The sequence below is a fragment of the Methanococcus vannielii SB genome (assembly GCF_000017165.1).
In the GTDB taxonomy this organism is placed as follows: domain Archaea; phylum AGJL01; class Methanococci; order Methanococcales; family Methanococcaceae; genus Methanococcus; species Methanococcus vannielii.
Map to the genome: position 1 here is coordinate 701,469 of NC_009634.1, position 19,524 is coordinate 720,992.

Below are 19,524 nucleotides of genomic sequence, written 5' to 3' on the forward strand. Positions count from 1 at the left end.
TAATGATAATTAAAAGTATCAAGATTGAAAACTTTAAAAGCCATAGAAATACTAAACTACAGCTCAATAAAGGGATAACGACAATAATTGGACATAATGGCAGCGGAAAATCCTCTATTTTTCAGGCCATGAACTTTGCACTATTTTCTCCCCGAGGTGCAAACTTTAAAATAGATAATATGATGCAAAAAGGCTCTAAATCGTTTTCAATAGAGTTAGAATTTGAAATACGAGGTAATTCATATTTGGTAAAAAGAAAAAGGTACCAAAATAAAACTGAAGATAAATTATACATCAATGGTATTTTAAACGTAGAATCATCATCTGAGGTTAATAAAAAGATTGAAGAAATATTGGAACTTGATAACAGCATATTTTCAAATGCAGTGTATATAAAACAGGGCGAAATTGCAAATTTAATACAGATGACGTCTGGAGATAGAAAAGAAGTCATTGGAAAACTCCTTGGAATTGAAAGATATGAAAAAGTCTATGAAAAGATAAATATTATTAAAAAAGCTTACGAAGAAAGACTTTTTGAAATTAATGGGGAACTTAAACAAGAAATCGAAGTAACTAATTTACTGGAAAAGCTAAATTTAGAGATATTAAGACTTGAAACGCTAAAAAAAGAAATTAATAACGAAATTATAAATTTAGAAAATATTAAAGTTGAAAAAAATAACGAATTAACTGAATTTAACCAAAAATTTATAAAAATTACTAAATTAAGGGAAGATTTACAAGAAAATATTTCAGAAATTAAAAATATTTCATTGGAACTTCAAAATCTTGAAAATTCATTAAAATCTGTTGACTATGAATCCTTAAAACTTGAAAACAACCAAGAAAACTATTTTAAGTATTTAAAAGTTGAATCAAGAATAAAAGAACTTTCAGAAAAAATAAAAAGTCATAAATTAGAATACGATGCATTTCAGAAATTAAAATTAAAAGAAGAATCATTAAGCATGGAAATTTTGGAAATAGGTAAAAAAATAAATGAATACAGTTTTCAGGAATCATTTAAGGATCTAAATTTAAACGAAGTTCAAATTTTGAAAAATATTAACAACAAAGATTTAAAAAGTCATTCTATAGAAGACCTTAAAAAATATTTAGTGATATTAAACGAAGAAATTTTAAAACTTGATTTTATTAAAGAAAAGATTTCGGAACTTGAATTTGTTGAAAAACAAATTTTGGAAATAAACAATCAAAAAAAGCTGAAAAAAGAGTTTGAAATTGATTCGAAAAATTACGATATTGCAGTTGAAAAAATTTCAGAACTAAATTTGAAAAAAAATCAGTATGCAAATAGCTTAAAAGAAAAAATAGAACTTGAAAAACGTTTAAATATAGAAAATAATGAAAAAATGCAATTAAACAAATCATTGAAAGAATTTATGGATATTGAATTAAAGATAAACCTTGAAAAAAATACTAAAGATAAGTACGACCAGATCTGTGAAAAAATATCAAAATTGACTGAAGTTATAGCTGGAAATGAAATTGTTTTAAAAAACAGTTTAGTATCTAAAGCCGAACTTGAAAAAACAGTGGATGAATGTAACATCTGTAAATCCAAAATAACCAACGACAAAAAGCAGGAACTACTTTTAGCTTATGAATTAGAACAGGAAAATCTTGAAAAGGTAATTGAAAGTCTTAAAAATCAGGTTGAAATATTAAATCGGAAAAAAGAAATTTTAAATAGCGAATTAAAAATAATTAATGGATTAAAACCCAAATATGGAGAACTCTTAGAAAAGAAAAATTCTATTTTAAAGGTTGAAAATTCAATTAACGAGCTTGAGTTAAAATTAACGGACATGAAAAAAAATTTATGTGAATACGAAGTGATTAAAAGTGAACTTAGCAATTACGAATTACAAAAATCGAGATTAAAAGAAATTAACAATAAATACCAGTACTGCATTCAATTTTTAAATAATATTGATGAAAACAACGTTTTAACTACCCAATCAGAACTTTTAAAGGTCATTGGGGATTATGATGTTTTAAAAATTCAGTTAATGAAAAAAGACCTTGAAACGTTAAAAGATAACTTAAAAGAGATACTTCAAAATTTAGAACGGGAAAAAGTGTTAAATTTTGAACTAACAAACGTAAAAAATAATATTTATTCAAAATTAGGGCTTGTTGAACAATATTTAGAATGGGAAACTGAAAAATCGAATTTAGAAGTGGAATTATCGATGCATAAAAAATATTATGAGGAATTTATGGAAAGCATGGCTGTTTTAAAAAGCCATTCTAAGGCATATTCTATCGAAATTACCAAATTAAATGACTACTTAAGAGAAAAAACTTTTGAAAAATATTCAGTTTTAACTAAAAAAAATACGTTAAGAAATAAACTTATAAATGATATTCAAGAAATAAACTATAATGAAGAACGCCATAAAGAATTAAACATTTATTTTGAAAATATTCTAAAAGAATTACACGAATTTTCAAAAAAGTTCGAAAGAATTAGTTCTGAATTAACAGTCAAAAAAGAAAATTCCGAGAGTCTTAATAAAAAAATAAAAGAACTTGCACTAAAAAAGGAAGAAAAACAAAAAATTGAATCGTTTAAAGAATATCTTGAAAAGATTAGGAGAGAAGTATTTTCAAAAGATGGTTTTCAAAAATATTTAAGAGAAAAATACATTCCACTAATTCAAAGACATGCTAATCAAATTTTTCAGGAATTCGAACTTCCCTATTCACATATACAGTTAAAAGAGGATTACAGCTTAATTGTTGACGGCCTTCCAGTAGAAACGTTAAGTGGGGGCGAACAGATTGCAGTTTCACTTGCACTTAGACTTGGAATTTCAAAAGCCGTTTGTAATAATATTGAATGCATTATTTTAGATGAACCTACTGCATATCTTGACGAAGAACGGCGTAAAAATTTGTTAAATATATTTAGAAATATAAAAACAATAAGTCAAATGGCAATAATTACACATCACCAAGAGTTAGAACAGATTGCAGACAATATACTTACAGTTCGAAAAATTGGCGAAATATCAAAAGTAACTTTAGAGTAGATAGTTAATGTATAAAGTAATCCCCGACACAAATTTTTTAATATACAGTTTTAAACACTGCATAAACTTTGAACATGAGCTAAGAAGTGTTTTAGATGTAAATTACAAATTATGTATGCTAAAATGTGTAGTAGACGAACTTGAAAAATTAAAGATGGAATTTAAAGGAAAAGAAAAATTATCCGTTAATTTAGCAATTAAATTTGCCAAAAATCATGAGATAATAGAATATAATACTGGAAAATATGCAGACGATATTATTTTAAACTATTCTAAAGAAAATAAAAGCGTTATAATATGTACGAATGATAAAAAGCTAAAAAGAGACGTTATGGATCATGGAATTCCAATAGTTTTAATAAAGCAAAAAACGCATTTTGAGTTTCAAGGATATCTAATATAACTTTAAAAATTTAAAAATGTAATAAATTTTTAAATAGTTTATATGGCAATTTATAAGATTATAGCAAGTATTCTAAAGTAATGTACCGATTATCTAAATTTACTTTTAAACCGATTTTTGCAGGTTCTACGGAAATTCCCGTATTTTTTGAAATATATTTTGCTTCTAAATCAGGTTCAGTTATTTTCATCCCCATATGATACATTACAAGCAATTTTGGTTTTTTTGTCATTGAGTTTAAAACTTCAATTATATCGTTTGAACACATGTGTCCTGGAACTTTTTGATTTTTAACCCGAATAACGTTTGCAATTAAAATATCTACTGATTCAAAGTCACTGCTTAATGAATTAATGTATTCTGAGTCACTCGTATAACCTATAGTTCCAAAATCCGTTTCAAGTTTAAACCCAATTGTTTCAGGGTCGTTGTGTTTTGTAGAAGTTGCAGTTATTTTCCAATTTTGAACTTTTGAAAAATCTCCGGATTTTAAAACTATTTTTTCAAATACTCTTGATTGGTGATACGCCGAAATTCCTTTTTCAAATCTTTTGTTCCCATTTAATACGGAATTATTCCCAATAAGCAAACCTTGTTTTTTTGTCATTCCTTTGGTCATTGCTTCAATAATACTTTCAGCATCAGTGTAATGATCAGGGTGGCAGTGTGAAACAAATAATATATCTGTTTTCCAAGGATTAATATTAAGTTGGTTCATCCTAACAAGGGTTCCAGGACCGGGGTCAACATGTGCAATTAATTTACCATCAGAAATTCTAAATCCGCCTGTTCCCTTATTTTGGGTAATGCTTTCCCATCTTCCGCCTCCGCCACCAAGAAACGTTATTTCAAATCCCAAATTCATCACGACCTTAATTTTTACCGGTTTTTATATATTCAATATTTCGATAAATGCCTTCTACAATAACTATTTCGTAAGGGTAAACTATCCTTTTATCGGCATAATTTTCCGACGTTGTTTCTAAAATTATTACATATAATACTGCATCTTGTTCGTAAATCGAATCTATTCTTATTTCGTTATCAAGCCCAAATTTTTTTCCGGCATGAATTTTAATTACGGTATTATTTTCAATAATTTCACTTTTATAATTTCGATAAGGATTTCCATAAATTCCTAACTCAAGCACGTTAAATGGAATTTTAACTTTTTTGTTAATATTTAAGTCATTTTCTTTTGAATTTTTTGAAAAATTATTTGTATCGTTTGATATATCTATCTTTAAATTAATATTATCATTTGTAGGTTCAAGATTTTCATTAGAGATACAGCCTGAAAACACGATTAACATTAAAATAACAATTAAAGAATTCTCCATGATATTCACTTTCCATAGCGTCTTTCACGTTTTTGGTATTCCCGAATAGATCTTAAAAAGTCTACTCTTCTAAATGTGGGCCAGTAAGTTTCGCAAAAATATAGTTCAGAATAGCATGACTGCCAAGTTAAAAAATTACTTATTCTTTCTTCACCAGATGTTCTTATAATTAAATCAGGATTTGGACATGGTAAATGGCTAGTATATAGATTTTCTGAAATTAGTTCAAGATTTATTTCTTCAATTGATAAACTACCATCTTTTACCTTTTTTGCAATTTTCTTAACGCTATCCACAATTTCCTGTTGACCGCCATAGGCTATTGCAAAATTAACGTAGTAATCCGAATAAAACTTTGTTTGTTCTTCTGCATAATTTATTGCATCTTGAACATGTTTTGGAAGTAGTTTTTTTCGACCTATTACATTTACCTGGATTTTATTCTTATGGATATCGGGATGTTTTGCAATTTCCAGAAATTCACGTTCAAAAAGGTTCATTAATACATTAACTTCATCTTTTGGCCTTTCAAAATTTTCAAGGGAGAATGCGTAAAGTGTAACAGTATGTATCCCAAGAGAAACGCACCAGTTTATAACTTCCCTAACTTTTGAAGCCCCTAAATGGTGCCCGATTTCCGGATTTTCACCTATTTTTTTTGCAAGCCTCCTGTTTCCATCCATTATAATTCCAACATGTTTTGGAAGAGGATGCTTTATAACTCGAGCTTCGATTTCTTTTTCGTAGATTTTTAACAGTCCAAATTTACATAAATATTCGTAAAACATAAAAAGAGGCAAAAAAATCACCAGTAACTACTTAAAATCCATTTTTTAAAAATTTAACTGCGTTATAATACCTTTTAGAATCTCCGCTACGGCTTGTATCTATAAACTTAACTTTTTCACTATTTAAAATAATGGCACCAAAACCTTCAATTTCAAATACAAGTGCAAATACCCTAAATAACAAATTTCCAGAAATTCCATCATCTGCAACTATTATGTTAAATCCATCTTTTAAATACTCCTCTATTAAAATTCCCCGGTGTTCGATTTGAACATTCATTAGTTCATTCGAATTTTTTACTTTTTTTAAAATTTCTTCACAATTTTCTATCGATTCATCGATTTTTAAACTTCTCCCTACATCTGAAAGCCTTCCTGCTGATAAAAGCCCTATTTTTGGGATTAATCCAATAGCTTGTATAAATTCAGAGGAATATTTAATGATATCCAGTTTATCAGAAAAATCATCTTTGATTTCATCGATACCCACTGGAGTAAGTAGAAAAACTTGCCCAGTAAATGGATTTTTTAAAATTGATGCTCGGTAAAACCTTCCAATTTTTTCCTTTAACTTTGGTATAACTTCGGATGAAGAAAGAGTCCCGCGGATAACTCCCTCGTATTTTCGGCTTAAAAGCCCTTGAATTAACTCTTCTGAATCTTCCACAGTTTCTACTAAAATGCCCTCTTTTTTTAAATTTTCAACTGCAATTAAAACTTCTTTTTTGTTTTTACCAACGCCAATAGCATACACAATTATGCACCATTTGTAATAATATTAAAAAAGAAAGTGTTCACAAGATATAATAACTAACTATATATTATGCAAATTGTATAAAATATTTTTAGCAGTAGTAGTGAAAAAAATAAAATTAGCTAAAAATTGTTAAAGTAATTATTTCATTGCATATTTTAAATCTTCTGCTTTAACAGTTTTTCTGCCAGCGTGCTTTGCTAATATTACTGCTTCTCTCGCTAAATCTGTTGCGATTTCTTCTAATGCCTCTGCGAGCATTACTGCTGCGTCCCTGCTTACTCTATCAGCACCTGCTGATTTTAAAATTCTTTCCATTGGTGCAACTGGAAGTTCTGCCATAAAATCACCTTAATTTCTTTCTATACTTAAAATTGGCTTTCTTCCAGTATTTATAATTTTCGTTTAAAAATATATTCTTTTTTTAAATTTAAAGGATTGAAATGTTTTTAATTAAAAATATCTGGATAATTTATTTAAATTTATGTATTTAGATACATAATATATAACTTTAAAAAATAATATAAGAATAATATAAAAATAGTATTTAGCAAGATTTTTTATTTAATCACGATATATTCAAGGATTATTCCATCATCAAGAATGTAATGGTTCTTTAATTCAAGTTTTGGACTATCTTCAACTGTTTTAAATCCTTCACCATCAACATAGGTCGGCGCATTTGACCCACCAAATATTTTTGGAGCTACATATACCCTTATTTCACTTATCAAGTTTTCTTTAAACATTCCAAAGTTTAAAGTTCCCCCTCCTTCAAGCAGTATCTTTTTTATGCCTTGTTTATATAATTCATTCATTAAATCTTTTAAATTAACTTTTTTGGCACCTGTTTGAATAACTGTAACTCCCATACTGATTAATTTTCGAATTTTTTCATCTTTTTCATTTGAAGAAGGTTTTGTAGTTGCAATGATGGTTTTTGCATCACTATTTAATACCCTTGCAGTCATTGGAATTCTTAAACTGCTATCAACCACAATTCTTATCGGGTTTTCCTTAGGCACTGCAGGTACCTTATGTACCGTTAACCTTGGATCGTCTTTCAATATAGTTCCAATACCGACCAGTATTCCATCAACTTCTTTTCTTAGTTCATGTACTCTTTTTAAATCATTTTCAGATGAAATTCTTGAGTCGTTTGAAACTGTTGCAAGTTTTCCATCAAGAGTCATTCCTACATTAGATATAACATGCGGTAACAACATATCGTCAAAATTTGGCATAATATCGACCCTTCTTGAAATATATGCATAAATACTCTCTATATCTTTTAAATCTCCTCTGGAGTATTTAAGTAGTTCGTTTCTTAAAATATTATTTACTTTAATGCCCCTATTTTGAAATTCCGAAAGTATTTCCCTTGCATACTTTTTACCTGCTTTATCAAAGTCAGTTAGTAAAATTACTTCTAAAATACCTTCTTTTTTTAAAGTGTCTGCAATTTGAAATATTGGAGTTCTTGAAACAAAGATAAATCTTCCAGAAATTCCCAAATTTTTCAATGATTCAGCATCCTTTTTTCCTTCAATCAGTACTGGAATGCCATATTCTGCCAATTCTTTTATATTATCAATAGTTTCAACAATTTTCCTTAAAGATTCCTTTTTATCCATGTTACCACGTTATTAACTAAAATAAATTTTAAATAAATTTAAAGTAATTACTAAAGATTATTCTTAAAGAAATAGTAAAAGTAAATACTAAAGTGGCATTAAAATTAAGGCATTGGAATTGGAATGGATTTATGCTTGTTTGATGAAATTCGAGTCATTATTTCGAGCATTTTTTCGATTGAAACGTTTAAAAATTCAGAAATATCTTCTATTTCCTTTCCTTTTTCCATTAAATTAAGTATTTGGTCTAGTTTTTCATAAGTAATTCCAAGTTCCCCTTCATCAGTTTGCCCTTCCCACAATCCTGCCGAAGGTGCTTTTTCAATTATTTCCCTTGGAATTTCCAGATAATTTGAAAGTTGCCTTACTTCAGTTTTAAAGAGGTTACCTAATGTCAAAAAATCACAGCCTAAATCTCCGTGTTTTGTGCCATAGCCCATATATATTTCAGATTTATTTGACGTTCCTGAAACAAGGTAGTTCTTTTTATTTGCTTCATAATAAAGTTTAGTCATTCTTATTCTGGGTTTTAAGTTTCCATCTGAACGCTTATCAAATTCTTTTCCTAAAACATAACCTCCCGCATCAAATGCGACTAAAACTGGAGTTATATCAAAAATAGAGTAATTAATACCCAGCTTTTCTGCAACTAATTTTCCATGTTTTTCATCTTTTGGATTTGAATTTTTTTCAGGCATTATTAAGCCAAAAACATTTTCTTTTCCAAGTGCACGAACTAATAGGTAGGCTACAAGGGAGCTATCTATTCCCCCGCTTAAACCAACTACTGCGCCTTTTGCATTTGCATTTTCAACTTGTTCACGGATAAATTCGCATATTTCATTCGTAAGTTCTTTAAGTTCCATATCAGTTCTAATCATAATCTCCCTCGTTTAAATTATAAAATTCCGGTATTTAAATAGTAATTCGGTAACTTTTCGAATATCCGCCCCTTGCATTTTTGCTTCTTCAAGGTATACTTTTGCAAGATTTTTAGTGATTACTTTTTGGTTTGATTTCCACATTTCTGAGTGCATCATTAAGTCATAAGCTCTTGCTTCATTTTCTTTTAAACCATATTTTCGATATTGTCCACTGTGTACCATAAATGTTGGATTTTCTTCATATTTAGTATTCAAAACAGTTTTACATAATTCAGTTCCAGGAATTGGTTCTGCAGCACTTATAAATATATCATCAAGCTCCGCATCTACGATAAAATCCTTAGTAAGTAGGTAATCATACTCTGATTCATCAGGATGGCCAACAATAAAGCTTCCTGCAACTTTTACTCCACATTCTTTTGCAGTTTTTATTGCTCTTAAGTTTTTGGCAGTATTTGTTCCTTTTTTCATTTTTTTAAGGAGTTCGTTACTCCCACTCTCAATCCCATAAAAAACCCATCCTATTGAATAATCCCTGATTGCACAAAGTATTTCTTCATCGATATAATCTACCCTCATATCTGGAATGGATAAATTTTCTTTTCCAATAATTTCTGAAACCGATTTTACCATTTCTATAAAATTATCCCGATTTAAAGAATTTTTAAAATTATAAAGGCTTCCAGTGCCCCCACTTATTGCAATTCTATTTACCCCTCGTCTTTTAAGTGCTTTTACTTCATTTAATATTAATTCTAAAGGTTTACTTCTTATATCTCGCCCAAAAAATTCAGGAACCTGACAAAACGTGCAGTGTCCAAGACATCCCCTATGCGTTTCCATATAGATATTTGCCCCTCTTACTGTCTGTTTTTCAATATCTTTTGGAATATATATTTTTGAAAAATCGAGTTCTGGCTTTTTTTCTACATTATTTTTGATAATTTCATCGTTTTTAAAATACGCAAGGCCATTTTTACCTCCTAAAATAATTTCAGGGGTTGTAAGTTCACCTTCCCCTAAAATTACGCCATCTAAGTTTAATTCATTTAATATAATCTCAGGATAAGCAGAAACTGGCCCTGCAACATAAACCCTAGTTTTTCCAGACTTTTTTATTAATTCTATCGTATTTTTTATGTTTTCGTCCAAAATATTCAATGTTGAATAAAGGCTAAATATAACAACATCAGAATTTAAAAAAAGATTGTTTTCAGATAAATTTCGAACAAGTTTTACATCGTAGTTGTGTTTTTCCTTTAAAATTCCTGAAATAAGCATTGCACCGTAAGAATATATGTCCTTTGAATATATTATAACTTTCATAGTATCTACCACATGTTTACAAAAATAGGGTAATTACCAACTAAATCTGACCTTCGTTTTATCATTAATATCGCATCTGCACCATCATCATAATAATTGTAAAGAACCTTTCTATCCGAGTAATTTTTTGAATAGTAAAATTCCCTTGCAAATTTGTTGTCAAATCTTACTTCTAAAACGGTATGTTTTACATGACATTCATTAAAAAGAAAATTTTCTATGGAACTTAAAAGGATAGTTCCAACACCAATTTGCCTATGGGATTCATCAACGGCAATAGCCACAATATGGCCGTTACCCCATTCAACAAGAGCAATAACGTATCCTATTATCATGCTATTTTCATCTTCAGCAACTAAAAAACCGTCTGGAAATGTTGTATATATATGCATTATTAAAAATTCAGGGTAATTTTTATCAAAAGCCTGTTTTTCTATATCGGTTACACGTTTTAAATCTGTTTCCCTGAATTTTCTTATGTTTACTATCATTAACATCACGAAATAAAAAAACCAGATAAAATTTATAAAAAAAATATGTTTAGTTATTTATTTAACTTTTCTAATATTAATTCTGCACATTTCTTTCCTGAAAGATACATTCCACCAAATATTGCGCCCATTCTGTATCCTGCATGGTATGCATTTGCCGTCATTCCGCAAACGAAAAGGCCTGGAAAAATTTCACGAGTGTTCCTTGTAAGTGAGTTTTCTCCTTTCTCTGCCCACATTGATTTTTCGCCTGGAACTTCTATTCCAAGGTCTTTATTTTTCCTTGCAAGAGTAGATACTACGGAAGCGTCGTGTCCTGTTGAATCTATCACGTATTTTGCAGAAATTGTAATTGGGTCAACGTGAAGCCCTGCTTTTTCAATGGAATAAGACTGGATTACTACTCCAGAAATTTTGTCTTCTTTTAAAATTAAATCTTCGACAACAATTCCAGTTAATATCTTAGCACCTGCATCAATTGCTGCAACACCGAGTTTTGCAGGAACTTCTACAGAATCTGCAGTAAATAGTTCAGGTTCTCCGTCAACCGATTTTAATTTAATTCCTGCGGATCGTAAAATTTCATCAGCAGGTTTTTCAACAACAATATTTGGAAAACCCATTCCTCCGCCCCAAGTTCCTCCTCCAAAAGAAAGGTGTCTCTCGAGTACGAGCGTTTTTACTCCTTTTTCTGCAAGGTATTTTGCAGCAGTAAGGCCACTTGGGCCACCTCCGACTATTACAACATCTACTTCAATTAAATCCATCCACATCTCAAAACTTGACTTGATTATAGATTTTGTAACAGCTACTTCATCTGCCCTTAATTTTCCATCCATTTTATTCCTCGTTTACGGTTTTTACGATTGTAATTTATGTTATTTATACTTTAATTTAATTTAATTTTAAATTCTAAAAATGCTTTTTAATTTTTTATGAGGGGATTTTTAAAAGGAGGCTAGTTTTACAGTAGTTTCAAAGGTGTATGCCTAAACCATTGAAGTTAATTTAGTTCTTTCAAAGTTTTTATCGGCGTTAATGCCTTTATTGTATTTCATTTAAATATATTTGCAATAATATTTTAAGTTTATTGGAGTATCATTTAACCGCCACTTAAGTGAATATTTATTAAGTATACCTTAGTTATACTTATTTTATAATTATTATAAGCTTTACTAAATTTTATTTTTTTAGATAATATTTGTAATGTACCATTTTTTTATTAAGACTTAAATTCTCTTAAATTCATACATTGATAAAAACTACTGATAAATTATTTATGCACCTTCAAGTTAGTTATTAAATACAAATGAATATTTATACCATTTTTTATTAAATTCGTTTTTAAGTAAATATTAAAGGTAATTTAAAAAAAAGTAGTCAAAACAGGTTTAAGAGTTGAGATTTTTGAAAAAATTTATAGTGAGATATGGCGAAATAGGGACTAAATCAAGAACTACAATGCACAGGTTTGAGAAATTACTTGCAAGTGGTATTTTCAAACTTGCAAAAAAACATGGCATAAGGGCAGATGTTGAAATAATTCATACAAGATTAATTGTGGATGTAGCTGACGAAAATTTTGAAAAGATGAAAGAACTTTTAAAAAAGGTTCCAGGAATAGTTTCATTTAGCCCGTGTACTCTTGTAGAGCCAAAAATTGAAAAAATTAAGGAAGTTTCACTTGAACTTTTTGAAGGAGAACTCTCAAAGTACGAAAATAAAGACAAGGTTTCTTTTAGAGTAAAAACTCAGCGGCCTCAAAAAAAGTTTCCACTCACCTCTCTTGAGGTAAACATGGCCGTTGGAGGGCCAATTGTTGAAAAACATGGCATAAAAGTAGATTTAACAAATCCAACGATTTCAATAGATGTTGAAATTTTAAACGAATATTCTTTCGTATTTGTTGAAAGAATAGATGGAATTGGGGGAATTCCCGTTGGAACCCAAGGTAAAGTTTTAGTTTTACTATCTGATGGAATAGATAGCCCCGTTGCTGCGTACATGATGGCAAAAAGAGGTTGTAAACTCGTACTTTTACACCTGAAAACTTCAGAAGAAGGCCTTGAAAAAACTAAAAAACTATATGATGTTTTAAGCGATTTTGACCCTGAAGCAAAATTTATACATATCGACTTTACTGAAGAACTTTTAAGAATTAAAAATGACCTAACAAAAATAGAACGGGAAAAATACACGTGCCTATTCTGTAAAAAAACCATGTTAAGAACTGCTGAACGACATGCCTCTTATCAAAAATGTGATGCAATTATAAATGGAGATAATATGGGCCAAGTTGCGTCACAAACTCTTAAAAATCTCAGAGTAGTTAGTGAAGGAACCAAGTATCCAATATTAAGGCCACTGATTGGACTTGATAAAGTAGAAATTATGAATATTGCAAGAAAAATCGGGACTTTTGATATTTCGATTAGTAAAGAGATAAGTTGTTTTGCAGTTCCAAAGTTTCCAATAACAAACACTACTATTGAAGAAATGGAAAAGATTGAAGAAAGGTTAAAAACTCTTCACGAGTGCAACTGCTGTAAAAATTAGGTGAAATTTTGAATTTAAATCCATTTGAAAGCTATAGGGACATTAAACTCCTTAAAGAAGATAAAGAGTTTCCAGTAAAAGGCCATAACATCATAAGGGAAAAAATAGATAATGACCTCATTGAAATCGGGGAATACACCTACTATGCAGGATACTACGAAGGAAAAGACTTTAAAGAATGCATAATGTACCTTGATGAAGTTGACAGCGGAAAAGATGTTGATAAACTGATTATTGGAAAATTTTGCAGTATTGCGTCGGGTGTTAAATTCATAATGGGTGGAAATCAGGGACATAGGTACGACTGGATTTCTACATACCCATTAACCTTAATTTCAGACTCTCCAGAAAACTTGGAAACTGAAATCCCGTTAGGATTTAAAAATAAAGGAAATACAGTAATTGGAAACGACGTCTGGATTGGGGCAAATGTAACTATTATGCCGGGCGTAAAAATTGGAGATGGTGCAGTAATTGCAACTGAAAGCGTTGTTACAAAAGATGTGCATGCTTATGGAATTTTTGGTGGAAATCCTGCCAAATTCATCAAAAATAGATTTAGTAATGAAAAAGTCGAACTTCTATTAAAGACAAAGTGGTGGAACTGGCCAATTTCAAAAATTAAAGAAAATATTTCGATTTTAATGAGCGATGAATTTGAAAAATTAAAAGAAATTTCTGAAATTTAATTTTTAATTATTCAAAATAATTTTTTGAATCTAACTCTTTTTGAATAATATTAAAATTGAAATCATGACAATTATAATTAAATAATGGATAAATTCGACTTTTGAAATGTAAAATACGTAAAATATCTTTTATTACATAATAAAAAACCAATATTTATAATATTTTAATTAAAAATATTCATGTTCTTTTTAAATCCCCAATAATAAAATAAACAATAAAAATAATTAAACTATCTAAGGAAAAATTTAAAATGACGATGTATACTCCAATAAATTTACTAAAAAATATTAAAAATTTTTAAAACTTAGACTTTTCTAAAATTTCAAGTTCTTTTAAATAAGTACAAACTTTACAAATATCTCTTGAAGAAGCATCGCCACATATTTTACATACTCCAACTTCTTCTGGAACATTTAAATATTCTAAAAGTCTTTCAAAGCCTTTAACTATTGAATATTTTGCTCCAGGATGATTTTCTTCAAGTTGATCTGTAATTTCAGAAATTTCCGATCTATACGATAAACTTGAATATGGGCAAGGTGCTTTATGATATTTTAGTTTTAAAAAATCTGCAAAAAGTAATACTTCATCTTCAGGTATTTTTTCTAAAGGTTTTATACGTTTTACAAATTTAGAATTTTTAGAATCTTTTCCTAAAACTGCTAGTTTTTTAATGTTTCCTTCAATGTAGTTCATCATGACTGCTTGTGAAATATCGTCTAAGTTATGGCCAATTGCAAGGTAATCGCATTTTTCAATTATTGCTATTTTATTTAATATTTTTCTTCGAATTACTCCACAAAATGAACACGGGTTCATTGTTAAATTTTTTTCTTTCGCCAATTTAACAATTGTATCTAAATCCGTTTCAATATAATCTTTAAAATGAACTACTTTATATTCAATATCATATTCGTTACAAAAATCTATTGCGTTATTAATTCCATCAGTTCTAAATCCGTCAATTCCTTCATCAACCATTAATCCAATTAATTTTGCATTTGGAATAGGTTTAAAAAATTCACTTAATAGGTGTGCCATTACTAAGCTATCTTTTCCACCACTTAATCCAATTCCAATTTTTACGTTGTTTTTAATAATATTTCTTCCAAGGGTTTTTCGAACCTTTTTAGTTATATCGTTTATAAAACATTCCTTACAGAAGTGTTTTCCAGAATGTTTTTGATGATATATAGACGGACTTTTACATTTTTTGCATTCCATATTAATCACTTGGTCTTATCCGCCTGAAACTGGAGGATATATCCCAATTTCGGAATCTTTAGTAAGAATATCATTTGCAGAAACTATTTCAAAGTCCTTTGAAACAATTATTTTTCCATTTTTAAATTCTTCTTTTAAATTAATGTTGTAGTTATCCGATAAAATTTCAATTAAATCGGAAATTTTTAATTTTTCCAAATCCGTAGATATAATAAGCCCATTTCCATGAATTTCCCTACATTTTGCAAAAAATTTTACTGTAAGTAACATTAAATCACCTGAAAAATTTTAAAAGAATTAAAAAAGTAATTATTAAATTTCAAAGACTTTAATGGCATTTACAGGGCATACTTTTGCACAGTTTTTACACCCTATACACTCATCTTCATCTAGCAATATTTTATAATCAGAATCAACTGAAAGTGCACCAACAGGACAGTGTACTACGCATGAGCCACAATCAATACATAAATTATCGTCTTTTTGAATAATTTTTGGAATGTCTTCTGCTTCCCCGTATTTTTTCAAAATGGTTATTGCAGAATCAACTTGCAACTCTGAACCGGTTACTTCAAGGATTAAAAATCCCTCCCTTGGTTCCATTTTTGCCTTTAGTATGTTAACCATTGCACCAGTTTCCAATACAACTAGTGAAACTACAGGTTCACGAACATTATTTCCAGATATCCAGTAAAATACCCTTTTTTTCAATTAAATCACCAGATTTTAAATTTTATTTAATCCTGTTCTTCCAATAAGTTTTGATATATCTTCTGCAGATACAACTCCTACCACCATATTATTTGAATCAACAATCGGGAGTCCTGAAATGTTATTTCTACTCATTTTTCTTGCAGCCATGTCTATTGTTTCATCTGGTGTTGCACAAAGTACGCTTTTAGTCATTATTTCAGAAATTGAACCAATATCTTGAGCCATTGCCTTTGCTATGTCCCATGAAGTAATTATACCTGAAAGCATTTCTTTTTCATCCACAATCGGTAAGTGATTAATGTTATTTTCAATTAATATCCTTGAAGCTTCGGTAATTGACATTTTTATTGTTCCCACAACTGCGGGCCTACTTAATATATCTTTTACAAGCTTCATTTTTGCTTTCATAGGTTTTGGAGCGTATTTTTCTAACGGTTCAAGCCTTTCAGTTAACATGAATTCCCCATTTAAAATCCAATCCTGAAGTTCTTTTGAAATTTCTCTTGAAACCTTGTAACTTGAAACTGAAGCAGTTTTAATTGTTTTTTCAACTTTTTTACCCGAAACTTCTACTTCAAGTTTTACTTTTCCAGTTCTTGCTTCGTTATAGTTTATAGTTCCAACAGTAGGCCTACTTCTTCTAGGTACTCCATAATCAAGTACTGGAATTTGAATATCTTCATCTTTTATTGCACATGCTTTCGCAATCTCTGCATTTAATACTGGAATTGGAACACCTATGCCCATGAAAAGGGTGCATCCATATTTTGGAATTGTTGCCCCCCTTAAATATTTAATATTCATTTCCTTTAAATTTCCTTTAACCATCATTGTTCCAAATGCATTGTTTGGGCTATGCTGGGTTCCTGCCCCAATAATGTAACCTTCTGCACCACCCAAAAATATTCTTGTACCCATACCCAATGTATTGTACGTTTTTGTTTCCCTATTGTAGTCATTTTGCATAGGATTTAGTTGGCCTGCGCCAGAATAATTTAAATTCCCGTATTCTGGAAGTAGTGCTCCCATGTAGGTATATAATTTTTCTTCTGTGCTATTTGTAGCGCCATTATATGACTGATAGCAGTTTCTTGGATTTATTAAGATTGCTTGATTTAAGTCATCAATCGTTATAGTTGTTGCTACTTTTTTTCGAGGATAGCAGTCAGTAGTATATCCTTCCGCAACCAATTCAACTTCTTTTCCTGCAACAAGGTCTTCAAGAACGTGTGCTCCACCATAGGCTATGTCTATATCATCGTCAGAATTTACTTGGGTTGCCCCCATATATGCATCAACTGCAGCAACCCCAGAATACGCTTCAACCCCATTTATAAGTGTTCGATACATTTTTATCGGAGGATCTGAATGTCCAAAGTTTAAAAATGCCCCGCTAGAACACATTGCACCAAATGTCCCAGTAGTTACCACATCAACTTCCAATGCTGCTTTTTCCGCACCTAGTTCATCTACGATGCTTATCATCTCTTCTGCAGTTACAACTACTGCATTATTATTTCTTATTTTCTCGTTAATTTCAAAAACAGTCTTCAAAATATCAACCTTAACTTAGTATATACTGAAAGCAGGATTATTTATTGAATATATCATGAATGATTATTTATATGATTTAAAACTCATAATTAGTTCGGTAATTTATATATATCATATTATTTAACTATATCATATATTGTTAATACATACTCATTCGAAAAGTATATATAGACAGTAAACAATAAATAGTAGTTACCACTATTTTTCATGATACTAATATTATCGGTATAAAATTATTTTTATAACTATTTTAAACAAAAGGAGGCCAAATTGTGAAAGTATCCTCACATGAAATGGTTCCGGAACATGAAATTATCCCAGGAGACGAGATTCCCTTTTTACTCGAAAAGTACGGTATAAAAATACAACAATTTCCAAAGTTATTGATTAGTGACCCGCTGGTTATTGAAGTCGGTGCAAAAGTTGGAGACATTGTAAAAATAACTCGAAAGAGTCAGACTGCAGGCGAAACAGTTTACTTTAGATTAGTTGTATCCAATTCAGTTTAGTATTACCATAATTTATATTAAAAATATTTTTTCAAAATCAATCTTTATCATATAGTACCTTATCTAAAAACGTAAGGGGTAAAACCATGGAGTCCCGTGTTATTGTAGATGCATTTTTTAGAGAAAACAGTCTGGTTAAACACCATATTGATTCTTATGACGATTTTGTTGAAAACAAGATTCAAGGAATCATTGATGAGGTAACTGGCGTTGAAACGGAAATCAAAGGAGGTTATAAGGTATCCTTTGGAAAAGTAAGGGTAACTAAACCCATAAATAAAGAAGCAGATGGTTCAGTAAAAGAAATAACGCCAATGGAAGCAAGAATTAGAAATCTTGCATACTCTGCGCCCCTCTACCTTGAAATGATACCTTTAATTGGTGAAGGTGATGAAGAAAAAACACTTTCACCAATTGAAGTTTATATTGGAGAACTTCCAGTAATGCTCGGTGCAAAAATCTGTCATCTCTCTGGAAAAAGCGAAGAGGACATGATTAACTATGGTGAAGATCCAAAAGACCCATTAGGTTATTTTATTGTTAATGGTTCAGAAAAAGCTGTTGTTGCCCAGGAAGATTTGATTCCAAACAGAATCCTCTGTGAAAAGGTTGAAAAAAACAACAAAATTGTTGATATTGCAAAAGTATTTTCAACTAGACATGGGTTTAGGGCGTTATGTACTGTTGAAAGAAGTCCAGATGGACTTTTAAACGTATCTTTCCCAGGTATGCCAAGCACTATTCCGTTAGTTATACTAATGAGGGCACTTGGTGCGGAATCTGACCGGGAAATTATGGAATTAATTTCAGACGAGCCTACTGTAGTCATGCAGTTAGTTGCAAACTTACAGGAAGCTAGAGAAGAACATGGGATAAACACAACTGAAGATGCACTTGAACATATCGGAAAAAGAGTTGCTCCAGGACAGCCAAAAGAATACAAATTAAAAAGAGCTGAAACAATTCTATGTAATTATTTGTTGCCACATATGGGAATTGAATCTGAAAAATTAGGTGCTAAATGTAAATACCTTGGAAGAATGGCTAAAAATTCAATAGAACTTTATTTAGGTTCAAGAGTTGAAGACGATAAAGATCATTATGCAAACAAGAGATTGAAATTAGCAGGAGACTTGATGGAAGACTTATTTAGACATTCATTCAACCAGTTAATTAAAGATATTAAATACCAGCTTGAAAGACAGGCAATAAGAAATAAAGAACCTTCTATTCAAGCGGCAGTTAGAAGCGATGTGTTAACTGAAAGAATGAGACATGCAATGGCTACAGGAAACTGGGTAGGTGGAAGAACAGGGGTATCCCAGCTTCTTGATAGGACTAGTTATCTTGCAACAGTATCCCAATTGAGAAGAGTTGTATCACCACTATCCCGATCACAACCTCACTTCGAAGCAAGAGACTTGCACGCAACTCAATGGGGTAAAATTTGCCCATCAGAAACACCGGAAGGTCCAAACTGTGGTCTGGTTAAAAATCTTGCGGTAATGTGTAAAGTAACTACTGATGAAGAAGATGAAGGTATTATTCAATTAATAAAAGAAATTGGACTTTCAAAAGACATTTAAATCCCTATT

The 19,524-nt window shown here is 30.2% G+C and carries 20 protein-coding genes; 6 read left to right on the forward strand and 14 right to left on the reverse strand.

Annotated features, from left to right (window positions below):
• Nucleotides 1–2 precede the first annotated feature (2 nt).
• Both MEVAN_RS03345 and MEVAN_RS03350 read left to right on the forward strand, forming a co-directional pair.
• Nucleotides 3–3,062 carry an AAA family ATPase gene (locus tag MEVAN_RS03345; protein WP_011972461.1) on the forward strand — a complete coding sequence of 1,020 codons (3,060 nt, stop codon included), beginning with the start codon at nucleotides 3–5 and terminating at the stop codon, nucleotides 3,060–3,062.
• A 7-nt stretch (nucleotides 3,063–3,069) separates the two neighbouring features.
• Nucleotides 3,070–3,465, forward strand: a complete 396-nt coding sequence (locus tag MEVAN_RS03350; protein ID WP_011972462.1) for a PIN domain-containing protein — start codon at nucleotides 3,070–3,072, stop codon at nucleotides 3,463–3,465.
• 58 nt (nucleotides 3,466–3,523) lie between these two features.
• Here MEVAN_RS03350 and MEVAN_RS03355 read toward each other — a convergent pair whose 3' ends face one another.
• The 10 genes from MEVAN_RS03355 to MEVAN_RS03400 form a co-directional block, all read right to left on the reverse strand.
• Nucleotides 3,524–4,330 (reverse strand): MBL fold metallo-hydrolase, encoded by an 807-nt coding sequence (locus tag MEVAN_RS03355; protein WP_011972463.1) that lies wholly within the window; start codon nucleotides 4,328–4,330, stop codon nucleotides 3,524–3,526.
• Nucleotides 4,331–4,337: 7 nt separating this feature from the next.
• Nucleotides 4,338–4,805 carry a hypothetical protein gene (locus tag MEVAN_RS03360; protein ID WP_011972464.1) on the reverse strand — a complete coding sequence of 156 codons (468 nt, stop codon included), beginning with the start codon at nucleotides 4,803–4,805 and terminating at the stop codon, nucleotides 4,338–4,340.
• 5 nt (nucleotides 4,806–4,810) lie between these two features.
• Entirely contained in the window at nucleotides 4,811–5,605 is a 795-nt protein-coding gene (gene uppS / locus MEVAN_RS03365; protein ID WP_011972465.1) for a polyprenyl diphosphate synthase, read from the reverse strand.
• A 19-nt stretch (nucleotides 5,606–5,624) separates the two neighbouring features.
• Nucleotides 5,625–6,347, reverse strand: a complete 723-nt coding sequence (gene mtxX / locus MEVAN_RS03370; RefSeq protein WP_011972466.1) for a methanogenesis marker protein Mmp4/MtxX — start codon at nucleotides 6,345–6,347, stop codon at nucleotides 5,625–5,627.
• 141 nt (nucleotides 6,348–6,488) lie between these two features.
• A complete protein-coding gene (locus tag MEVAN_RS03375) occupies nucleotides 6,489–6,689 on the reverse strand; it encodes a histone family protein (RefSeq protein WP_011972467.1) in 201 nt (66 codons plus the stop codon).
• Nucleotides 6,690–6,907: 218 nt separating this feature from the next.
• The gene (locus tag MEVAN_RS08830; protein ID WP_011972468.1) at nucleotides 6,908–7,981 is read right to left on the reverse strand and encodes a 2,5-diamino-6-(ribosylamino)-4(3H)-pyrimidinone 5'-phosphate reductase; all 1,074 of its coding nucleotides are present in this window, start codon (nucleotides 7,979–7,981) and stop codon (nucleotides 6,908–6,910) included.
• Between the two features lie 104 nt (nucleotides 7,982–8,085).
• Nucleotides 8,086–8,862, reverse strand: a complete 777-nt coding sequence (locus MEVAN_RS03385) for an NAD+ synthase (protein WP_011972469.1) — start codon at nucleotides 8,860–8,862, stop codon at nucleotides 8,086–8,088.
• A gap of 12 nt (nucleotides 8,863–8,874) precedes the next feature.
• Nucleotides 8,875–10,191: a methyl-coenzyme M reductase glutamine C-methyltransferase gene (locus MEVAN_RS03390; RefSeq protein WP_011972470.1), complete on the reverse strand. Its 1,317-nt coding sequence runs from the start codon at nucleotides 10,189–10,191 to the stop codon at nucleotides 8,875–8,877.
• A gap of 5 nt (nucleotides 10,192–10,196) precedes the next feature.
• Nucleotides 10,197–10,682 (reverse strand): ribosomal protein S18-alanine N-acetyltransferase, encoded by a 486-nt coding sequence (gene rimI / locus MEVAN_RS03395; RefSeq protein ID WP_011972471.1) that lies wholly within the window; start codon nucleotides 10,680–10,682, stop codon nucleotides 10,197–10,199.
• 53 nt (nucleotides 10,683–10,735) lie between these two features.
• Nucleotides 10,736–11,521: a sulfide-dependent adenosine diphosphate thiazole synthase gene (locus MEVAN_RS03400; protein WP_011972472.1), complete on the reverse strand. Its 786-nt coding sequence runs from the start codon at nucleotides 11,519–11,521 to the stop codon at nucleotides 10,736–10,738.
• 568 nt (nucleotides 11,522–12,089) lie between these two features.
• Here MEVAN_RS03400 and thiI point away from each other — a divergent pair.
• On the forward strand, nucleotides 12,090–13,238 hold the full coding sequence (gene thiI / locus MEVAN_RS03405; RefSeq protein ID WP_048059143.1) for a tRNA uracil 4-sulfurtransferase ThiI: 1,149 nt from the start codon (nucleotides 12,090–12,092) through the stop codon (nucleotides 13,236–13,238).
• Nucleotides 13,239–13,279: 41 nt separating this feature from the next.
• Entirely contained in the window at nucleotides 13,280–13,927 is a 648-nt protein-coding gene (locus tag MEVAN_RS03410) for a CatB-related O-acetyltransferase (RefSeq protein WP_232179336.1), read from the forward strand.
• A gap of 298 nt (nucleotides 13,928–14,225) precedes the next feature.
• Here MEVAN_RS03410 and MEVAN_RS03415 read toward each other — a convergent pair whose 3' ends face one another.
• The 4 genes from MEVAN_RS03415 to MEVAN_RS03430 are packed head-to-tail and all read right to left on the reverse strand — an operon-like array spanning nucleotide 14,226 to nucleotide 17,420.
• Nucleotides 14,226–15,152 (reverse strand): TIGR00269 family protein, encoded by a 927-nt coding sequence (locus MEVAN_RS03415; protein ID WP_011971984.1) that lies wholly within the window; start codon nucleotides 15,150–15,152, stop codon nucleotides 14,226–14,228.
• 15 nt (nucleotides 15,153–15,167) lie between these two features.
• The gene (locus tag MEVAN_RS03420; protein WP_011972475.1) at nucleotides 15,168–15,422 is read right to left on the reverse strand and encodes a MoaD/ThiS family protein; all 255 of its coding nucleotides are present in this window, start codon (nucleotides 15,420–15,422) and stop codon (nucleotides 15,168–15,170) included.
• Between the two features lie 42 nt (nucleotides 15,423–15,464).
• Nucleotides 15,465–15,863 (reverse strand): 4Fe-4S binding protein, encoded by a 399-nt coding sequence (locus MEVAN_RS03425; protein ID WP_011972476.1) that lies wholly within the window; start codon nucleotides 15,861–15,863, stop codon nucleotides 15,465–15,467.
• A 15-nt stretch (nucleotides 15,864–15,878) separates the two neighbouring features.
• Nucleotides 15,879–17,420, reverse strand: coding sequence for a homocysteine biosynthesis protein (locus tag MEVAN_RS03430; RefSeq protein WP_011972477.1), 1,542 nt, complete (start codon nucleotides 17,418–17,420; stop codon nucleotides 15,879–15,881).
• A gap of 272 nt (nucleotides 17,421–17,692) precedes the next feature.
• Between MEVAN_RS03430 and MEVAN_RS03435 the strand changes: the two genes are divergently transcribed.
• Together MEVAN_RS03435 and MEVAN_RS03440 are read left to right on the forward strand one after the other, a co-directional pair.
• A complete protein-coding gene (locus tag MEVAN_RS03435) occupies nucleotides 17,693–17,929 on the forward strand; it encodes a DNA-directed RNA polymerase subunit H (protein WP_011972478.1) in 237 nt (78 codons plus the stop codon).
• Between the two features lie 86 nt (nucleotides 17,930–18,015).
• Nucleotides 18,016–19,515 (forward strand): DNA-directed RNA polymerase subunit B'', encoded by a 1,500-nt coding sequence (locus tag MEVAN_RS03440; protein WP_011972479.1) that lies wholly within the window; start codon nucleotides 18,016–18,018, stop codon nucleotides 19,513–19,515.
• Nucleotides 19,516–19,524: the final 9 nt, after the last annotated feature.